The 15511-nt window shown below is 46.4% G+C and carries 19 protein-coding genes; 15 read left to right on the top strand and 4 right to left on the bottom strand.

Annotated elements, in window-relative coordinates; translation table 11 throughout:
* Positions 1 to 3: 3 nt before the first annotated feature.
* From ACZ43M_RS25995 to ACZ43M_RS25965, 7 genes are all read left to right on the top strand, one after another.
* On the top strand, positions 4 to 1236 hold the full coding sequence (locus ACZ43M_RS25995) for a molybdopterin molybdotransferase MoeA (RefSeq protein WP_464505403.1): 1233 nt from the start codon (positions 4 to 6) through the stop codon (positions 1234 to 1236).
* 14 nt (positions 1237 to 1250) lie between these two features.
* Entirely contained in the window at positions 1251 to 3161 is a 1911-nt protein-coding gene (locus ACZ43M_RS25990) for a molybdopterin biosynthesis protein (RefSeq protein WP_464505402.1), read from the top strand.
* A 12-nt stretch (positions 3162 to 3173) separates the two neighbouring features.
* On the top strand, positions 3174 to 3641 hold the full coding sequence (locus ACZ43M_RS25985) for a molybdenum cofactor biosynthesis protein MoaE (protein ID WP_464505401.1): 468 nt from the start codon (positions 3174 to 3176) through the stop codon (positions 3639 to 3641).
* Positions 3634 to 3867, top strand: a complete 234-nt coding sequence (gene moaD, locus ACZ43M_RS25980; RefSeq protein WP_464505400.1) for a molybdopterin converting factor subunit 1 — start codon at positions 3634 to 3636, stop codon at positions 3865 to 3867. Before ACZ43M_RS25985 ends, moaD begins: the two co-directional genes overlap by 8 nt.
* Positions 3868 to 3871: 4 nt before the next feature.
* Positions 3872 to 4891: a thiazole biosynthesis adenylyltransferase ThiF gene (locus ACZ43M_RS25975; protein ID WP_464508120.1), complete on the top strand. Its 1020-nt coding sequence runs from the start codon at positions 3872 to 3874 to the stop codon at positions 4889 to 4891.
* Positions 4892 to 5053: 162 nt separating this feature from the next.
* The gene (locus tag ACZ43M_RS25970; protein ID WP_464505399.1) at positions 5054 to 5404 is read left to right on the top strand and encodes a YwdI family protein; all 351 of its coding nucleotides are present in this window, start codon (positions 5054 to 5056) and stop codon (positions 5402 to 5404) included.
* 17 nt (positions 5405 to 5421) lie between these two features.
* Positions 5422 to 5793, top strand: coding sequence for a DUF423 domain-containing protein (locus ACZ43M_RS25965; protein ID WP_464505398.1), 372 nt, complete (start codon positions 5422 to 5424; stop codon positions 5791 to 5793).
* A 492-nt stretch (positions 5794 to 6285) separates the two neighbouring features.
* Here ACZ43M_RS25965 and gerQ read toward each other — a convergent pair whose 3' ends face one another.
* Both gerQ and hemQ read right to left on the bottom strand, forming a co-directional pair.
* On the bottom strand, positions 6286 to 6759 hold the full coding sequence (gene gerQ / locus ACZ43M_RS25960) for a spore coat protein GerQ (protein ID WP_464505397.1): 474 nt from the start codon (positions 6757 to 6759) through the stop codon (positions 6286 to 6288).
* A gap of 272 nt (positions 6760 to 7031) precedes the next feature.
* Positions 7032 to 7778: a hydrogen peroxide-dependent heme synthase gene (hemQ, locus tag ACZ43M_RS25955; RefSeq protein ID WP_464508119.1), complete on the bottom strand. Its 747-nt coding sequence runs from the start codon at positions 7776 to 7778 to the stop codon at positions 7032 to 7034.
* A gap of 255 nt (positions 7779 to 8033) precedes the next feature.
* Between hemQ and pta the strand changes: the two genes are divergently transcribed.
* Together pta and lipL are read left to right on the top strand one after the other, a co-directional pair.
* Complete coding sequence (gene pta / locus ACZ43M_RS25950; protein WP_464505396.1) at positions 8034 to 9005, top strand: phosphate acetyltransferase; 972 nt, start codon at positions 8034 to 8036, stop codon at positions 9003 to 9005.
* A gap of 206 nt (positions 9006 to 9211) precedes the next feature.
* On the top strand, positions 9212 to 10042 hold the full coding sequence (lipL, locus tag ACZ43M_RS25945) for an octanoyl-[GcvH]:protein N-octanoyltransferase (protein ID WP_464505395.1): 831 nt from the start codon (positions 9212 to 9214) through the stop codon (positions 10040 to 10042).
* Positions 10043 to 10194: 152 nt separating this feature from the next.
* Here the strand turns inward: lipL and ACZ43M_RS25940 are convergent, their stop codons facing one another.
* Positions 10195 to 10953 (bottom strand): RsfA family transcriptional regulator, encoded by a 759-nt coding sequence (locus ACZ43M_RS25940; protein ID WP_464505394.1) that lies wholly within the window; start codon positions 10951 to 10953, stop codon positions 10195 to 10197.
* Positions 10954 to 11325: 372 nt separating this feature from the next.
* Between ACZ43M_RS25940 and ACZ43M_RS25935 the strand changes: the two genes are divergently transcribed.
* The 4 genes from ACZ43M_RS25935 to ACZ43M_RS25920 all read left to right on the top strand — a co-directional run bounded on the left by ACZ43M_RS25935 (position 11326) and on the right by ACZ43M_RS25920 (position 13880).
* On the top strand, positions 11326 to 11547 hold the full coding sequence (locus tag ACZ43M_RS25935; RefSeq protein ID WP_464505393.1) for a YuzB family protein: 222 nt from the start codon (positions 11326 to 11328) through the stop codon (positions 11545 to 11547).
* 142 nt (positions 11548 to 11689) lie between these two features.
* On the top strand, positions 11690 to 12985 hold the full coding sequence (locus ACZ43M_RS25930; RefSeq protein WP_464505392.1) for an HD domain-containing protein: 1296 nt from the start codon (positions 11690 to 11692) through the stop codon (positions 12983 to 12985).
* Between the two features lie 33 nt (positions 12986 to 13018).
* Positions 13019 to 13534, top strand: coding sequence for a YwgA family protein (locus ACZ43M_RS25925; RefSeq protein ID WP_464505391.1), 516 nt, complete (start codon positions 13019 to 13021; stop codon positions 13532 to 13534).
* Between the two features lie 127 nt (positions 13535 to 13661).
* Entirely contained in the window at positions 13662 to 13880 is a 219-nt protein-coding gene (locus tag ACZ43M_RS25920) for a hypothetical protein (protein WP_464505390.1), read from the top strand.
* Between the two features lie 91 nt (positions 13881 to 13971).
* Here the strand turns inward: ACZ43M_RS25920 and ACZ43M_RS25915 are convergent, their stop codons facing one another.
* Positions 13972 to 14157 (bottom strand): 2-hydroxymuconate tautomerase, encoded by a 186-nt coding sequence (locus tag ACZ43M_RS25915; RefSeq protein ID WP_464505389.1) that lies wholly within the window; start codon positions 14155 to 14157, stop codon positions 13972 to 13974.
* A gap of 176 nt (positions 14158 to 14333) precedes the next feature.
* Here ACZ43M_RS25915 and ACZ43M_RS25910 point away from each other — a divergent pair, with 176 nt between their 5' ends.
* Together ACZ43M_RS25910 and ACZ43M_RS25905 are read left to right on the top strand one after the other, a co-directional pair.
* Complete coding sequence (locus tag ACZ43M_RS25910) at positions 14334 to 14984, top strand: site-2 protease family protein (RefSeq protein WP_464505388.1); 651 nt, start codon at positions 14334 to 14336, stop codon at positions 14982 to 14984.
* Between the two features lie 17 nt (positions 14985 to 15001).
* Complete coding sequence (locus tag ACZ43M_RS25905; RefSeq protein ID WP_464505387.1) at positions 15002 to 15511, top strand: YwhD family protein; 510 nt, start codon at positions 15002 to 15004, stop codon at positions 15509 to 15511.

Here is a 15511-nt window from a genome sequence, read left to right as displayed (position 1 = left end):
GCCATGCAATTTTTCAAAGTAAAAACAGTTGAAGAGACATTTGCCTTGATTCAAGAAAAGATACCGGTACTTGAGGAAACGGAACTAAGGGAATTGAAGGATGCTCTTCATTACGTTTTGGCCAAGCCGGTGACAGCGAAGGAAAATGTGCCTGGCTTTCATCGTTCAACTGTAGATGGCTATGCCGTCCGCGCGAAAGATACGTATGGTTCTTCCGAATCGATGCCCGGCTTTTTAACCGTAGCGGGAGAAGTGAAAATGGGCGAAGTCCCGTCGGAAAAGGTCGTCTCCGGTAAGGCAGTGTATATCCCGACAGGGGGAATGATGCCGGAGGGGAGCGACGCGGTAATCATGATTGAGCATTGTGAGGATGTCGACGGATTGCTCAATACATATAAGCAGGTGGCACCTGGGGAAAACGTCATCAGCAAGGGTGAGGATATCCGTGAAGGCGAAATAATTCTCGATAAAGGGACAAAGCTTCGACCGCAGGAGCTTGGGGCACTTGCCTCATTGGGGATTACCCATGTTGAGGTGTTCCGCAAGGTAAAGGTCGGCTACATCTCTTCAGGAGATGAAATCGTCCCATATGAGACCGAAACGCTTTCCATGGGGCAAATCCGTGATATTAATGGTTTGACCATCCTCGGACTGGCGTCTGATTGGAATGCGGAGGTTGTCTACGGAGGAATTGTCAAGGATGATTTTTCTGTGTTTCAAGCAAGGATGCAGGAACTTTATGCTCAAGTAGATTGTTTAATCGTTTCCGGGGGCAGTTCGGTCGGAGCCAAGGACTACACAACAGAGGTCATTCAGTCATTGGGAGAGCCTGGCGTGTTTGTCCACGGAATCTCCATCAAGCCGGGCAAACCGACGATTTTGGCGGTGGCAAACGGCAAACCGGTCATCGGGCTGCCAGGGCATCCGGCCTCGGCAATGATTATTTTCAACCTGTTCGGCGAGAGGATCATTCGCCAATTACAGGGAGAAGTGTTGGTGAATCGCCCAGAGCGTATTTATGCCCGCATTTTAAAAAATATCCCTTCGGCGATGGGCAGATCTGATTACATCCGAGTCCGCTTATTTGAACAAGACGGCGAATGGTGGGCAGAGCCGATTATCGGAAAGTCCGGCTTGATTACCACACTGGTAAAAAGCGATGGCATTGTCGAGATTAGTTCAGAAAAAGAAGGCGTTTCACAGGGTGAATACGTTCCTGTGATTCCGTCACGGTAAGGAGAGGCGCAGTCATGTACAAACGGAAAATTTACTTGGAAGATAAACCACGGACTGAGGCCAGAGACGAAATTCTTGCTGCATTCGATCTGACCCCTGAAACAGAATGGATTCCGGCAGTCGATGCATTAGGACGGATCACAGCGGAGCCGATTTTCGCACCGATTTCCACACCGCATTATCATGCATCAGCGATGGACGGTGTTGCTGTTGTTGCGGAAAGCACGTATTCTGCCCATGAGCAAAATCCGCTGCATTTGAAGGGCGGCGGGCAGTTTGTTTATGTCGACACCGGTAATGCGATACCTTCGCCATTCAATGCCGTCATAATGATTGAAAATGTGAACGTTATTGAAGATAATACGATTGAAATTATCGAGCCAGCAACCCCTTGGCAGCATATCCGGCCAATTGGAGAGGATATTGTCCAGGAGGAAATGTTGTTTCCTCAAGGCCACAAGCTGCGCCCGGCCGATTTAGGTATTCTGCTGACCTCAAGGCTGCTGACCGTACCGGTCGTGAAAAAGCCAGTTGTCACCGTGATTCCAACTGGAAATGAGCTGGTCGAGCCCGGTACCGAGATGGACCCAGGGAAGATTGTTGAATTTAACGGAACAGTTTTCGCAAATTTTATTAAAAATTGGGGCGGCGAACCGCGTTTGCACCGGATTGTGAAGGATGAGCCTGACAAAATCAAGGAAGCATTGCTCGAGGCGTCAGAAACTTCCGACTTTATCGTGATTAATGCCGGCTCATCGGCGGGCCGCAAGGATTATACCGTCCACATTATTAACGAAATCGGGACTGTGTTTACTCACGGAGTTGCCGCACGTCCGGGTAAGCCAGTAATTTTAGGGAAAGTAAATGAAAAAATCGTTGTTGGCGTACCAGGCTATCCTGTATCTGCCTATTTAGCGCTGGAGTGGTTTGCCCGACCGCTTGTCTGCAAGTATCTTGGCATTCCTGAACCCGAGCGGCAGAAGGTTGAAGTTAGGTTAGGCCGCCGGATTGTTTCGTCGATGGGAGCTGAAGATTTTGTCCGAATGAATATCGGCTATGTCGATGGGGAATTCGTCGCCAATCCGCTGACACGCGCGGCGGGGGTAACGATGTCCTATGTACGGGCAGACGGCATGCTGGTGGTACCGCCGGATGTAATCGGTTATGAGCAAGGGGAAACGGCAGAAGTAGAGCTTCTGCGCCCGCTTGAAGAAATCAAAAAAGCAATTGTGTTCTCTGGCAGCCATGATTTAACGATTGACCTGCTGTCATCCGCATTAAAGCAGGTAAGGACCGATATGAAAATTGTCTCCTCGCATGTCGGCAGTATGGCCGGAATTATGGCGATCCGCAAGGGCGAAGCCCATGTAGCAGGCATTCATTTGCTAAACCCGGAAACGAAACAATATAATATTTCTTATGTTCGAAGGCTTTTAGCCGGGCAGGATATAGTCTTATACCCATTTTTGAAACGAAAGCAGGGCTGGATTTTACCAGCAGGCAATCCGCTTGGTATAGGGACGGTCCACGATTTGGTCGAGAAGAAGGCCAATTTTGTCAACCGGCAAAAGGGCGCTGGGACAAGAATCCTATTCGATATGCTCTTGGAAGAGGCGGGCCTAAGTTCGGATGATGTCCTTGGCTATGACCGTGAAATGTTCTCGCATCTGGCGGTGGCGGCGGAAGTAAATGGAGATCGTAATGCTGCAGGTCTGGGCATTTATCCAGCGGCAAAAGCAATGGACCTGGAATTTGTTCCGCTTGCCGATGAAGAGTATGATCTGGTGATGACGAGAAGTTTTTATGAAAGTGAACAGGGTTTGCTGTTACGCGAGATTATTCATACCCCGGCCTTTAAGGAGCGGGTGGAAAACATCGGCGGATATCAAGTGGTTGAAAATGCCGAACCTAAGTCATTGGTTTAAGAGGTGAGCCTATTGAAGTACTTTGAAATTTCCAAAGAACCAATTAATACCCAAGCTGTAATCGATAAGGTCGTCCAGCGTGAAGCCGGTGCGATTACAACGTTTATTGGTACAGTACGTGAATTAACTTACGGAAAGAAAACATTGTTTTTAATCTATGAAGCGTATGAAGCAATGGCCGTGAAAAAGCTCGAGCAGATTGGCCGTGAAATTGAGGAACGCTGGCCGGGTTCGAAGGTGGCGATTACCCATCGTGTTGGACGCCTCGATATCACGGATATCGCTGTGGTGATTGCGGTGTCGACACCGCACCGCGCCGATGCTTATGAGGCAAATCGTTATGCGATTGAGCGGATTAAAGAAATTGTCCCGATCTGGAAAAAAGAGCACTGGGAAGACGGCGAGGAATGGGTCGGCAATCAAAAGGAGACGGTTGCCTATCCAAGCGGGAAGCCTGAGGAGGGTGACTACAATGAATAAGGTGATGTTTTTTGCGCATTTGCGCGACGCAGTTGGTGAAGAGGTTTTACGGTTTGATGCAAGCGGTAAAACCGTCGCTGAATTGAAGGCGGAATTAGCTGCAAAATATAACCTGCCTCGGATGGAAACGGTAATGACGGCGATTAACGAAGAGTTCGCTTCCAATGATGAGATCATCGGAGACGGAGATGAAATTGCGTTCATTCCGCCGGTCAGCGGAGGCTGATACGATGAACGAACGCTATTCAAGGCAAGTCCTCTTCCCCGGAATCGGCAAGGAAGGACAAGAAAAAATTCGTAACAAACATGTTTTGATCATCGGTGCCGGTGCCCTTGGCTCTGGAAATGCAGAAATCTTGACCAGAGCCGGAGTCGGTAAGATTACGATTATCGACCGCGACTATGTTGAGGCAAGCAACCTGCAGCGCCAGCAGCTTTACACCGAGGAGGATGTCGCGGAAAAACTGCCAAAGGCAGCCGCAGCGGAGAAGCGGTTACATGCCATTAATGCTGATGTTGAGATTCGCGCGATTATTGGCGACGCTACCCCGGAACTATTGGAAGAGTTGATTGTTGATGTTGACGTCATGATTGACGCTACCGACAATTTCGAGACGCGGATGGCCATGAACGATGCAGCACAGAAATATAATGTCCCGTGGATTTATGGAGCTTGCGTTGGCAGTTTTGGAATGAGTTTTTCAATCATTCCAGGAAAAACACCATGCCTAAACTGTCTGCTGCGCACCATTCCGCTCCAGGGGATGACCTGCGATACAGGGGGAATCATCTCGCCAACAGTGCAAATGGTCATCGCCCATCAGACTGCGGAAGCGCTGAAAATGCTGGTTGAGGATTGGGATGCTGTTCGGATGTCGTTTGTCAGTTTTGACCTGTGGCGGAACCAATATACCAGTTTAAAAATGTCGAAGGCAAAGCATGCCGGCTGCTTGTCGTGCGGCGAGGAGCGGATATATCCATATCTGGACCGCGAAAATATGACGAAAACCACCGTTTTATGCGGCCGCGATACGGTTCAAATCCGCCCGTCGAAGACTGGTGAAATTTCGTTGGAACAGCTTGCCGGGCAACTATCCGCGCTTGGCTATAACGTCAAAGGGAATCCGTATCTCCTTTCGGTGGAACTTGGCAACGAACGGATGGTTGTTTTTCAGGACGGACGTGCCCTTATACATGGCACGAAAGACTTGACTCACGCAAAATCGGTTTATCAACGAATACTAGGCTAATGAAACCCGTACCAAAACAAGGTGCGGGTTTTTGACATGTTTCGAGACGTTCCACGTGAAACACGTTGAATGTTGTCGAAGCTCCACCCGAAGACTATTTTTTCGAAAAATCGACCATACTCATGTAGAATAGATAAGAGACTCAAATCAGAGGTGTCACTCGTGAATATATCAATGGAAAAACTATTAGCCAAAATGGAAACGGAATTGCAGCAGGCCCGGAACAGCAAGAAGGAGGAAAGCTTGCGGGAACGGATTTACTCTATTAAAATATTATGCGAATTGATTTTGGATGAAAAGAAGGCGGGGAGCGGGGACATGGCACAAAAGTCGTCATCATGGAAGCCTCAGCTTTCTCAACCCCAGCCATTCGTCCCGCAGCCGGCAGCCTTTCAGCCGCCAACCGTTGTCCAACAACCTGCTGTTTTTCAACAGCAGCCGGCGATGATGCCGCAGCCGAAAAAGTTGGAAATGGATGACGATGCCAACGGCGATTCACTTTTTGATTTTTAAATAGGGGAGAAATGACCATGAAGACATTTATTATTATCGGCGCCATCAACGCCTTTTTGGCAGTGGCGCTTGGGGCGTTCGGTGCCCATGGATTAAAAGACAGACTCGATGCGTATTACCTGGATATTTGGAAAACGGGTGTGCAGTATCAAATGTTTCATGCGGCCGGCTTATTGGTCATTGGCCTCTTGATGGGCAAAGCGGCGGCAAGTTCGCTATTTACCTGGTCCGGCTGGCTGATGCTTGCAGGTATTATTCTTTTCAGCGGAAGCTTGTATGTATTGAGCCTGACAAAAATCGGACCGCTTGGTGCCATCACTCCGATTGGCGGTGTCTGCTTCTTGGCTTCATGGGTATTGATCATCCTTGGAGTGGTGAAGGAATTTTAAACAATAAAAAAGCATTGAGACGTGTACTGAAGGGTGCCGTTTTTGAGGGGACTAAAAATACGTTCCGAAATGACAGTCGCATGGTCATGGTTATAGGTATATAAAAAAGCAGGGTCTAACCCACAAAAGAATAAGCGGAGAATTTCCGGTTAAATGTAAAATGGCGCTCTTTTTGGGGTAAATAAGCGGAGGTTTTCCTGTTATGTAATGCAAAATTCCTTTTTTTCATGTTTTTTAGACCAATAGGCGGAATTGTTCCGTTCATTAAAGCCATTTTTAATAATAGTTACTAATTAAGCGGAATTGTTCCGTCTATTTATGGGTTCAGGCACTTAACTGGATCCCCCCAACCGATAAAAGTGGATTACTCTTAATCCTAGAAGCGGAAATAAAATGACGTAGAAAACTTGATAAATAAGAAAAGACGTATGCTGATTCATACGTCTTTTCTTGTATCATTTAATAAAGCTGTGTGCTTAATGCCTTTTCTAGTTATCTCGGCGGGTAAGTACCTAATGAAGGTGCGGCGCCAAATGGATAATCATACTCGATTTCCTCGGAGAAGGTGATGTAGTCAACGGCAACCATTGGGATGAGGAAGCGTGCGCCTGATTGAGGATCACTTAAGATGACGTGATCGCGGCCGGCTGCCTCGATGACTCCCCTAAATTCCTTCGCATTCCATTGACTGTTACCTTCAAATGTAGCAAACACAGAAACTAGTTTTCCTTTGTTTAAGCGCAGAATATTTTCGATGTAGGACTGCTCAATTGGCAGCATGCCCGGAACACTAGCACCGCCTGCTGGAGGCGCTGGAAATGTAGTTACGCCTGGTGGTGGAAACGTACCTGTACCCGGTGGAAATTGCTGGGTTGGCTGGAACGGCTGTCCCCCGGCCATCGGCTGTGCCCCTTGCTGTCCCGCTGCCCCAGTATAAGGCTGAAATTGAGGATAGTATTGGTTCATTTTTTTCCCTCCTAAAAATAAATAAATCAATGGCCCAACATTCTATAACATACTCGCTTAAGCCCAAATTGGTTCCTATGACTCGCTGTTTTATTAGTATGAAAGAAAGCCCAAATATATGACTTCAGAAGGAGAAAGAAAAGCGAAAGGCGTCATCGGAACAAGCGCAGCTTGTTCCTGCGAGGATTATTCTTTGGCGTTTTCCTTAGTGCCTAATGGGAAAAAGAAAAAAGCTCTCGAACCTAATAAGGTAGAGAACTTTTTCAAAAGGATTAAACGTGAAGGAAGCTCGGTACGCGCTCTTCCGATAAAATATTGCCGACAAAGAAGGCGCCGAACTCGCCGTAGCGGGCACTCACTTCATCAAAGCGCATTTCATACACAAGCTTTTTGAATTGCAGAACCTCGTCCGCGAATAGGGTGACGCCCCACTCATAGTCATCAAAACCGACGGAGCCTGAGATGATTTGCTTCACTTTACCGGCGTACGTGCGGCCAATCATGCCATGGCTTTTCATTAATTCGCGGCGCTCTTCCATCGGCAGCATATACCAGTTGTCATTGCCCTGGCGGCGCTTGTCCATTGGATAGAAGCAGACATGCTTCGTTTTTGGCAGGATCGGGTAGAGACGGCCCTGCACATAAGGATTCTGGTATGGGTCGCTGCCGTCAGATGGCAGATAGTTGCTAAGTTCAACTACTGAAACATAAGAAAATGCCGGAACTGTGAATTCCGCAATCTTCGATTTGTTGAATTCGGTTTCAATTTCATTTAATTCTTCCATAGTCGGGCGCAGGATCATCATCATGAAATCTGCTTTTTGGCCGACGATTGTATATAAAGCATGGCTGCCTTCTTTACGATCCTGGGTGGCATTCCATTTTTCTACCAGCCCGAGAAACTCGTGAATGGCCTCCTGGCGCTCCTCTTCGGGAAGCATCTTCCAAGTCGTCCAATCAACAGTACGGAAATCGTGGAGGCAATACCAGCCATCAAGCGTTTGTGCTGCTTCACTCATTATAATCACTCCTACATAATCATTGTTCCTAACAATCATTTACACTATATCATAGTTTGACCAACACATGCCCAATTAAACGCTTTTTGACGGCAAGATGGATATTTTTTGAAAAAGTGTAAATAGTAAAAGGGTGAGTGGAATTTTTTGAAAACTGGAACTTTTGCGTGTAAGCGTTACCTGTAAAGGATGCAGCTTTAAAATTTTACTGGGGTAAAGTAAGCTAGTGGTAAGTGTGTAAGGGAGGATTTAATTGTGAGTGATTTATTCCAAGGATTGAAGCAAAAAATTTCTGGACGCGGCCTAAAGATTGTATTTCCAGAAAGCTTAGATGAGCGGATTTTACGGGCTGTAGGACGGTTAGCGGCTGAAAACCTGCTGACACCTGTATTAGTGGGCAGCACTAGTGAGGTCAAGGCGAAGGCTGACGAGTTCGGCGTTTCGCTTGATGGTGTAGAAATCTATGATCCTGCTAGCTACGAGGGTATGGACGAGCTGGTTGCAGCGTTTGTTGAGCGCCGTAAAGGCAAGGCAACCGAAGAGCAGGCGCGTAAGATTTTAATGGACGAAAATTATTTTGGCACGATGCTTGTTTATAGTAATAAGGCAACCGGACTTGTCAGCGGGGCAATCCATTCCACTGCCGACACAGTGCGTCCGGCGCTGCAAATCATTAAGACAAAGCAGGGTGTGAAGAAAACATCCGGTGTGTTCATCATGGTCCGCGGTGACGAGAAGTACGTGTTTGCTGACTGTGCAATCAATATTGCGCCGGACAGCATGGACTTGGCAGAAATTGCGATCGAGAGTGCTCGGACAGCCGAGATGTTTGATATCGAGCCACGTGTAGCGATGCTTTCTTTCTCAACGAAGGGTTCAGCAAAATCAGAGGAAACGGAGCGTGTCGTGGCAGCTGTGGCAGAGGCTCAGCGTCGTGAGCCTTCTTTGGTATTGGACGGCGAATTCCAGTTTGACGCAGCGTTTGTTCCGTCTGTTGCAAAAAGCAAAGCACCGGGCTCTGTGCTGCAGGGAGATGCAAATGTGTTCATTTTCCCTAGTCTTGAGGCTGGCAACATCGGCTATAAAATTGCTCAGCGTTTGGGTGGATTTGAAGCGGTCGGCCCAATTCTGCAAGGCTTGAACGCACCAGTCAACGACCTGTCACGCGGCTGTAACGAAGAAGATGTCTATAAGCTGGCATTAATTACCGCGGCGCAAGGATTGTAATTGGAATATGGGGAGCTGGTTCCGGATGGGACTGGCTCTTTTTTAGGCCATTTTGTAGAATTCCATTGAATGTTTGTAGAATTAAGTTGTAATTACGTAGAAAAGTGCTTAAAGTTTGTAGAATTCTGTTAAAATTACGTAGAATAATGGCAAAAGTTTGTTGAATTCCCTCAAGTTTTACGACAACCTATCAAGGAGTTACCACTATGGAAGGTTTACTGCGTCAAACCCAGTGGCGAATCATTGACCAATCTGCTGTTGGCCCGCATTTTCATGCGCTGCAGTCGTTTGCGACGGATGATACGCTGTGCGCTTCGGTCGGAGCGGGACAAGCACCGGCGACAGCACGGACATGGGTTCACCATAATACGATTGTTATGGGCATTCAGGATACGAAACTGCCATTCTTGCAGGATGGAGTTCAATTTTTAAAAGAACAGGGATTTCAGGTAATCGTTCGGAATTCCGGCGGCCTTGCTGTTGTTCTTGATGAAGGTGTCCTCAACATCTCACTGATTTTTCCTGAGGCAGAAAAAGGCATCGATATCAATCGCGGCTACGAGACGATGTGGGCGCTGATTCAGCGGATGTTTGCCGACTTTCCGGTAGAAATTGAAGCACGCGAGATTGTTGGCTCCTATTGTCCTGGAAGCTATGACCTCAGCATTAACGGGAAAAAGTTTGCCGGCATCTCACAGCGGCGTCTACGCCGTGGGGTGGCTGTCCAAATTTACCTGTGTGTGAACGGCAGCGGCTCGGAGCGGGCAGCGATGGTTGGCAAATTTTACGAATTGGCAAAGCGGAACGAAGTGACAAAATTTGCCTACCCAGAAATTGTCCCGGAAGTTATGGCCTCGCTTGCAGAACTGCTTCGTGTTGAGTTGACTGTTAGTGATGTGATGCTTCGGCTGCTGAAGAAATTAAAGGAGAACAGTGATTTGTTGTTTGCCGGACCGTTGAATGAGGTTGAACTCGGGCTGCTGCCAGGGTATTATCAGCGGATAGTTGACCGCAATGAGAAGATAGCAGAAATGTAAAAGCCGTAAACCCTTGATGGATTTACGGCTTTTCTATATCGAGCTCCCGCGCCTATACCAGGCGCTTGGAGCTTATAAAATGAGATGCTGCGCTTCTTCTCTTCTCCCTATCTTTTTTAAAAGATTGACTGGGATGTAGAACGCATATGCTGTTATTCTGCAACCTTTTCCAGGTTTCCGTTACGGTCCATTTTGAATTTGGTTGCCGGACGCTCTTCTTCCTCAAATAGAACAAGCTTGCGGGCCCGGTTCATGATCTTCATTAATGTCTCGTAATCTTCCTGCATCGTTTCTTTATTTTCCTCAAGTGAAGCAACTTTCTTCGTCAATTCCTCGTTTTGATGCTGTAACTGTGCAATTTCTCTCTTCAATCTTTCATTCTCACTTTTTAATGCATCATTTTGCAGATTGGAATGTTTAAAGTTTTCCAAGAAAGTAATAACGGAATCCATTGTAAGCCCTGTTGGCGCCATAGCTGATTGCTGTCTATAGACAGGTGCTGCTGGTACTACTGGTTGAACGACGGTTTCTTCCGCCATTTCAACGGTCATGTCTTGCATTTCTTCTAGGTGCTCAACCATCATTTCGGATGGAACAGTAGTTAGTACTTCCATTTCTTCTGTTCCTGGAACGGGCGGGCTGTAGAGCAGCTTTTTCTTGCCTCCCTGGTCCTTACCTAGGATTCTTTGTCTTTGTTTCCGCTGTTTTTTTGCTAGCTGCAATGCTTTTTCATAACGATGGCGGACGACGGCATTCCATCTGAAACCGCAGGCTGCGGAGGTTCTGTTAAGCTTATCCCCTACCTCTTCAAATGCGTTCAGCTGTGTGCTGCCTTCCCTGACGTGCCGAAGGACAGTCTCGGCTAGCAGCAGATCGTTTTCGTCTGTCCAAGCATCTTGACGAACTTTCATATGATTCAACTCCTTATATGTGATGATTTTCCAATGATTGGTCAGGCAATATCCCGACAAATTTAAAAGTTCTAGTCTTATGATGGACAAGTTTTCTAGGGTTTATACCAAAATGGTTAAAAGGATAATAGATTTTTTTAGCTAATAGGTAACTATAAACATGGCAGGTTTAAAAAGAGCTGGTTTTGATTTCAAATCGCGGTTCTGCTAAAGATTGCTAAGGATACCAACTTGCATTGCTTCCAAAGAAACTGTAAAATACCATAGGAGTAAATAGCTTGTTCGTTATGATTTTTTTGGAAAAAATTGTTATGTTAACCTATTTTATTATTTGTCTAAAATAGATTGTTTTTAGAAAGGGTTGTAGCAAAAATGTCCAATGAATTTCGCGTTTGCGATGATTGCCAGGCCGTGAATCTAAAGACATTGATCCCTCGTTTGAAAGACATTGATCCGGATGCCGAAATTAAAATTGGCTGTCAGTCCTACTGCGGTCCCGGCCGGAAAAAGACCTTCGCCTTCGTCAACAACCGCCCGCTCGCGGCTTTGACTGAAGAGGAATTAATGGAAAAGATTAATAAAAAGTTGAAATAATCACCTACGGTTTTTGGACATAGGTGATTTTTCTTTTTTCCAAGAGTGTCGAAAAATGCTGAAGAAAATTGCTGAAATTTGGATGATTTACCCTTTAGGGGCGGGTATAATAGAATTAAGTAATTGAGGAAGAGGGAAATGCATGGAGTATTCGGTGGAGAAGTTGAGTGAGGAAAAGGTATTTAAAGATCCGGTGCATCGCTATGTCCATGTTCAGGATAAGGTGATTTGGGACCTGGTTGGCACGAAGGAGTTTCAGCGCCTGCGCCGGATTAAGCAGCTGGGGACCACGTTCCTGACGTTCCATGGTGCCGAGCACAGCCGTTTTAACCATTCACTTGGGGTGTACGAGATTGTCCGCCGCATCATTGATGATGTGTTCCAAGGACGTTCGGAATGGAACGACGATGACCGTCTGCTCACCCTATGTGCCGCCCTGCTCCATGACCTCGGACACGGTCCGTTTTCCCATGCTTTTGAGAAAGTATTTGATTTTGACCATGAGGATTTCACCCGCGCCATTATTCTTGGCGATACAGAAGTGAACAAGGTTCTGACGCAAGTCAGCCCTGACTTCCCGCAAAAAGTGGCGGAAGTCATTGAAAAAACCTCGGAGAAAAAGCTGGTGGTCAGCCTGATTTCCAGCCAAATTGATGCCGACCGGATGGATTACCTCCAGCGTGACGCCTATTTTACCGGAGTCAGCTACGGCCAATTTGATATGGAGCGTATCTTGCGCGTCATGCGGCCTCGCGAGGACCAAGTTGTGATTAAAAAGAGCGGTATGCATGCGGTCGAGGACTATATCATGAGCCGCTATCAAATGTACTGGCAAGTGTATTTTCATCCCGTTTCCCGCAGCGCCGAGGTAATCTTGACGAAAATCCTCCACCGCGCCAAGGAATTATTTAAAAACAATTATACTTTTAAACATGAACCGACTCACTTTATCTCGTTATTCCGTGAAGAGGTAACATTGGAAGCTTATTTAAAATTAGATGAAGCTGTAATCATGTATTACTTCCAAATTTGGCAGGAAGAACCCGATCCCATTATCAGCGACCTGTGCCGGCGCTTTGTGAATCGGAACCTGTTCAAATATGCCGAATTTGACCCTGCTAAAGAATACAAGAAGCTCGCCCAGCTAACAGCGTTATTTTTAAAAGCGGGAATTGACCCTGACTATTATTTGATTGTCGATTCCTCATCAGACCTGCCGTACGACTTTTACCGGCCGGGTGAGGAAGAAGAACGGCTGCCGATTCACTTGCTGTTGAAAAGCGGAGAATTGCGCGAGCTTTCCCGCGAGTCGGAAATTGTCGATGCGATTTCCGGAAAAAGAAGAACCGACCATAAGCTGTATTATCCCGCCGATTTCCTTGCGGATGACTCGAATGCAGCAGAGATTAAACAACAAATACGCACGCTTTTAGAATAGAGATTGTTTACATGGAGTAGGAGTTGAAGTACATTGCTTAAAGATCATGCCAAGCTTATGCAGGCGATTCTGGTTTCCGGAGAAATTATCGGACGAAAAAAGCTGCAAAAGATGATATATATTGCAAAAAAAATAGATTTCCCGTTTCATGACCGCTTCCAGTTCCACTTTTACGGTCCGTATTCTGAAGAATTGACGACTCGGGTGGAGGAGCTTTGCAATATGGGCTTCCTTAATGAAGTAAAAGAAAAAAAAGGCGGCTACTATCAGTACCGTTACACGCTGACAGATTCAGGCAAGGAATTTTTGGGCATGAATGATGTCGACATGCCGTGCCTGGAGGATTGCCTGCTCGATATGAACGAGCAGAATGCTAGATTCCTTGAGCTTGTTTCAACGGTTTTATATTTTGATAATCTTCCAAAGGATGAGGTTGCCGCCAAGGTGTTTACGTTAAAAAGCAGCCAGCGTTATACCGAAGAGGAAGTCGATGAAGCGTATCGATACATTGAAGCATTAAAAGGAAAAGCTGTTGTGCAGCAAGCATAGCTGAGCACTTTGAGCGCTCGGAACCCGTTTGGGTATCCGGGCGTTTTTTTATGGAATGTTTCTAGTATCCATTTTTGGGTAAATTTGTTATTATTTGTGTGTAGATATGGTAATGGGGGGCTGAAATATGGGTGAATTAACAGGGTTGGTAGCGGTGTGTATTCCGATTGTTGCGATACTAGGCGGGCTATGGATAAAAAATGCAAAAATTCGTGCGGGAATCGTAAAGGATCAGCTTGAGCTCGAAAGATTAAAGCAAAACAACTTCTTAATCGAAACGGAAAAAATGAAACTAGAGCTAGAAAAATTGCAAATTGAAAACTCAAAAAATGATATAAAGTTATAATAAAGAAGAGTGTGAAAGAGCCGTGGGGACGGTTCTGATGGTTCCTTGGCGCCACTAGAACCGTCCCCATGGTCCCTCACACTCTTTTTACTTACTTGTCGCTATGTCTTACTCCGGCGACACCGTAATGGTTCGGGCTCATCTCTTCGATAAACACGACTACTTTTTCTTTCGGTGCACCAGTTGTTTCGCTGACTGCATCGGTGACCTTTTCAACGAGCGCCTTCTTTTGGTCCTCGGTGCGGCCTGGGAGCATTTTTACGGTTACGTATGGCATCTAATCTTCCTCCTTTTTAAGTAGCACTGATTGTAGTGTTCCACAATCCGCAAAAATCTGCAACCATCAACCATCCCCCATTTGGCACGTAAGATTTTCTTTTTCAAAGCTGTATCATGTATACTAAAAGGAAAATAGAGACAGAAATAAATCCGTTTCAATGAGAGGAGAAACGCATGGATAGATTTTTGGCATACCCGATTGAGTGGATTCCCTATGTCGCGATTACGCTTGTGTTTGCCTTTACGTTTCACGAATTTGCCCATGCCTATGTGGCCTATAAATTTGGTGACCACACCGCCCAAAAGCAAGGGCGGCTGACGTTAAATCCGCTTCAGCATCTTGATCCGATCGGAACGATCTTAATTTTCATCGCTGGTTTCGGCTGGGCCCGACCTGTCCCGGTTAACCGCTTTTTCTTTAAAAAACCGCGGCTTGCCGGTGTGCTCGTCTCTGTAGCCGGCCCGTTGAGCAATTTCGTACTGGCATCGATTGGGTTTATCCTTGCTTACGGATTACGAAGCTTTGGGTTCAATCTGGCAGATGGATTCTATCAATTTCTTGAGATCTTTATTCAGCTCAATATTGTTTTATTTGTGTTCAATCTTCTGCCGCTGCCGCCACTCGATGGCTACCGTATCGTCGAGGACCTGGCCCCCAATCATATCCGGGCAAAAATGACACAATATGAACAGTACGGGATCTTAATCTTTTTAATCTTGGTGATAACGCCGCTTGACCAGTACACGATTCAGCCGATATTTGGCACTGTGGTTCCGTGGGTAGCACATGGATTAAGCGACTTCTTCTATGGATTGTTTTACTAAGGAGGTTTACTGCAACAATGGATGAAAAAAAGAAGAAAATAGGCTTTAACATTATTAAAAGTGACCCGACTGATGGGCACAAGGGTTTTGGAAAAGGGGCTTTAAGCCTTGATAATGTCTCGCCGGTCTTCATTGACATCGAAGCCGGGGAAGCAGAAATTGATATCGGTGCGATGCATGCACGCAGCGCAGTTGAAAAAGGCATCAAATTTTTGCCAAATCAAGACGAAGTGCCAAACGGTAAGCCGTATTGGCTGATATGGGTTACGATTGACCGCCGTGAGGAAGGCCCGTATTACGCCGGGGTGACGGCCTGCTACATGACGGTTGACCGGTCCATTCGCCGCGGCTACAAATCACTGCCGGAGCACGTGAACCGGATGGATAAATCACTCAAGCGCCATATCATTGTCGACCATATGGATGTGAAATCAAAGCGGGTTCTGGCAGAGTTTTTGCGCAATCATAACGAGGCTTTGTGGAACAATTCTTCGGAGGAATTGAAACAAGGTCTGCTGGCAGATTAA

Source organism: Neobacillus sp. B24, assembly GCF_055381825.1.
This window is presented reverse-complemented; position numbering and strand designations above follow the sequence as displayed.

Excerpts from the sequence above, each read along its gene's own strand:
- ACZ43M_RS25995 (WP_464505403.1), top strand. The coding sequence starts at position 4 with ATGCAATTTTTCAAAGTAAAAACAGTTGAAGAGACATTTGCCTTGATT.
- ACZ43M_RS25990 (WP_464505402.1), top strand. The coding sequence starts at position 1,251 with ATGTACAAACGGAAAATTTACTTGGAAGATAAACCACGGACTGAGGCC.
- moaD (WP_464505400.1), top strand. The coding sequence starts at position 3,634 with ATGAATAAGGTGATGTTTTTTGCGCATTTGCGCGACGCAGTTGGTGAA.
- ACZ43M_RS25975 (WP_464508120.1), top strand. The coding sequence starts at position 3,872 with ATGAACGAACGCTATTCAAGGCAAGTCCTCTTCCCCGGAATCGGCAAG.
- ACZ43M_RS25965 (WP_464505398.1), top strand. The coding sequence starts at position 5,422 with ATGAAGACATTTATTATTATCGGCGCCATCAACGCCTTTTTGGCAGTG.
- gerQ (WP_464505397.1), bottom strand. The coding sequence starts at position 6,759 with ATGAACCAATACTATCCTCAATTTCAGCCTTATACTGGGGCAGCGGGA.
- hemQ (WP_464508119.1), bottom strand. The coding sequence starts at position 7,778 with ATGAGTGAAGCAGCACAAACGCTTGATGGCTGGTATTGCCTCCACGAT.
- lipL (WP_464505395.1), top strand. The coding sequence starts at position 9,212 with ATGGAAGGTTTACTGCGTCAAACCCAGTGGCGAATCATTGACCAATCT.
- ACZ43M_RS25940 (WP_464505394.1), bottom strand. The coding sequence starts at position 10,953 with ATGAAAGTTCGTCAAGATGCTTGGACAGACGAAAACGATCTGCTGCTA.
- ACZ43M_RS25935 (WP_464505393.1), top strand. The coding sequence starts at position 11,326 with ATGTCCAATGAATTTCGCGTTTGCGATGATTGCCAGGCCGTGAATCTA.
- ACZ43M_RS25930 (WP_464505392.1), top strand. The coding sequence starts at position 11,690 with ATGGAGTATTCGGTGGAGAAGTTGAGTGAGGAAAAGGTATTTAAAGAT.
- ACZ43M_RS25920 (WP_464505390.1), top strand. The coding sequence starts at position 13,662 with ATGGGTGAATTAACAGGGTTGGTAGCGGTGTGTATTCCGATTGTTGCG.
- ACZ43M_RS25915 (WP_464505389.1), bottom strand. The coding sequence starts at position 14,157 with ATGCCATACGTAACCGTAAAAATGCTCCCAGGCCGCACCGAGGACCAA.
- ACZ43M_RS25910 (WP_464505388.1), top strand. The coding sequence starts at position 14,334 with ATGGATAGATTTTTGGCATACCCGATTGAGTGGATTCCCTATGTCGCG.
- ACZ43M_RS25905 (WP_464505387.1), top strand. The coding sequence starts at position 15,002 with ATGGATGAAAAAAAGAAGAAAATAGGCTTTAACATTATTAAAAGTGAC.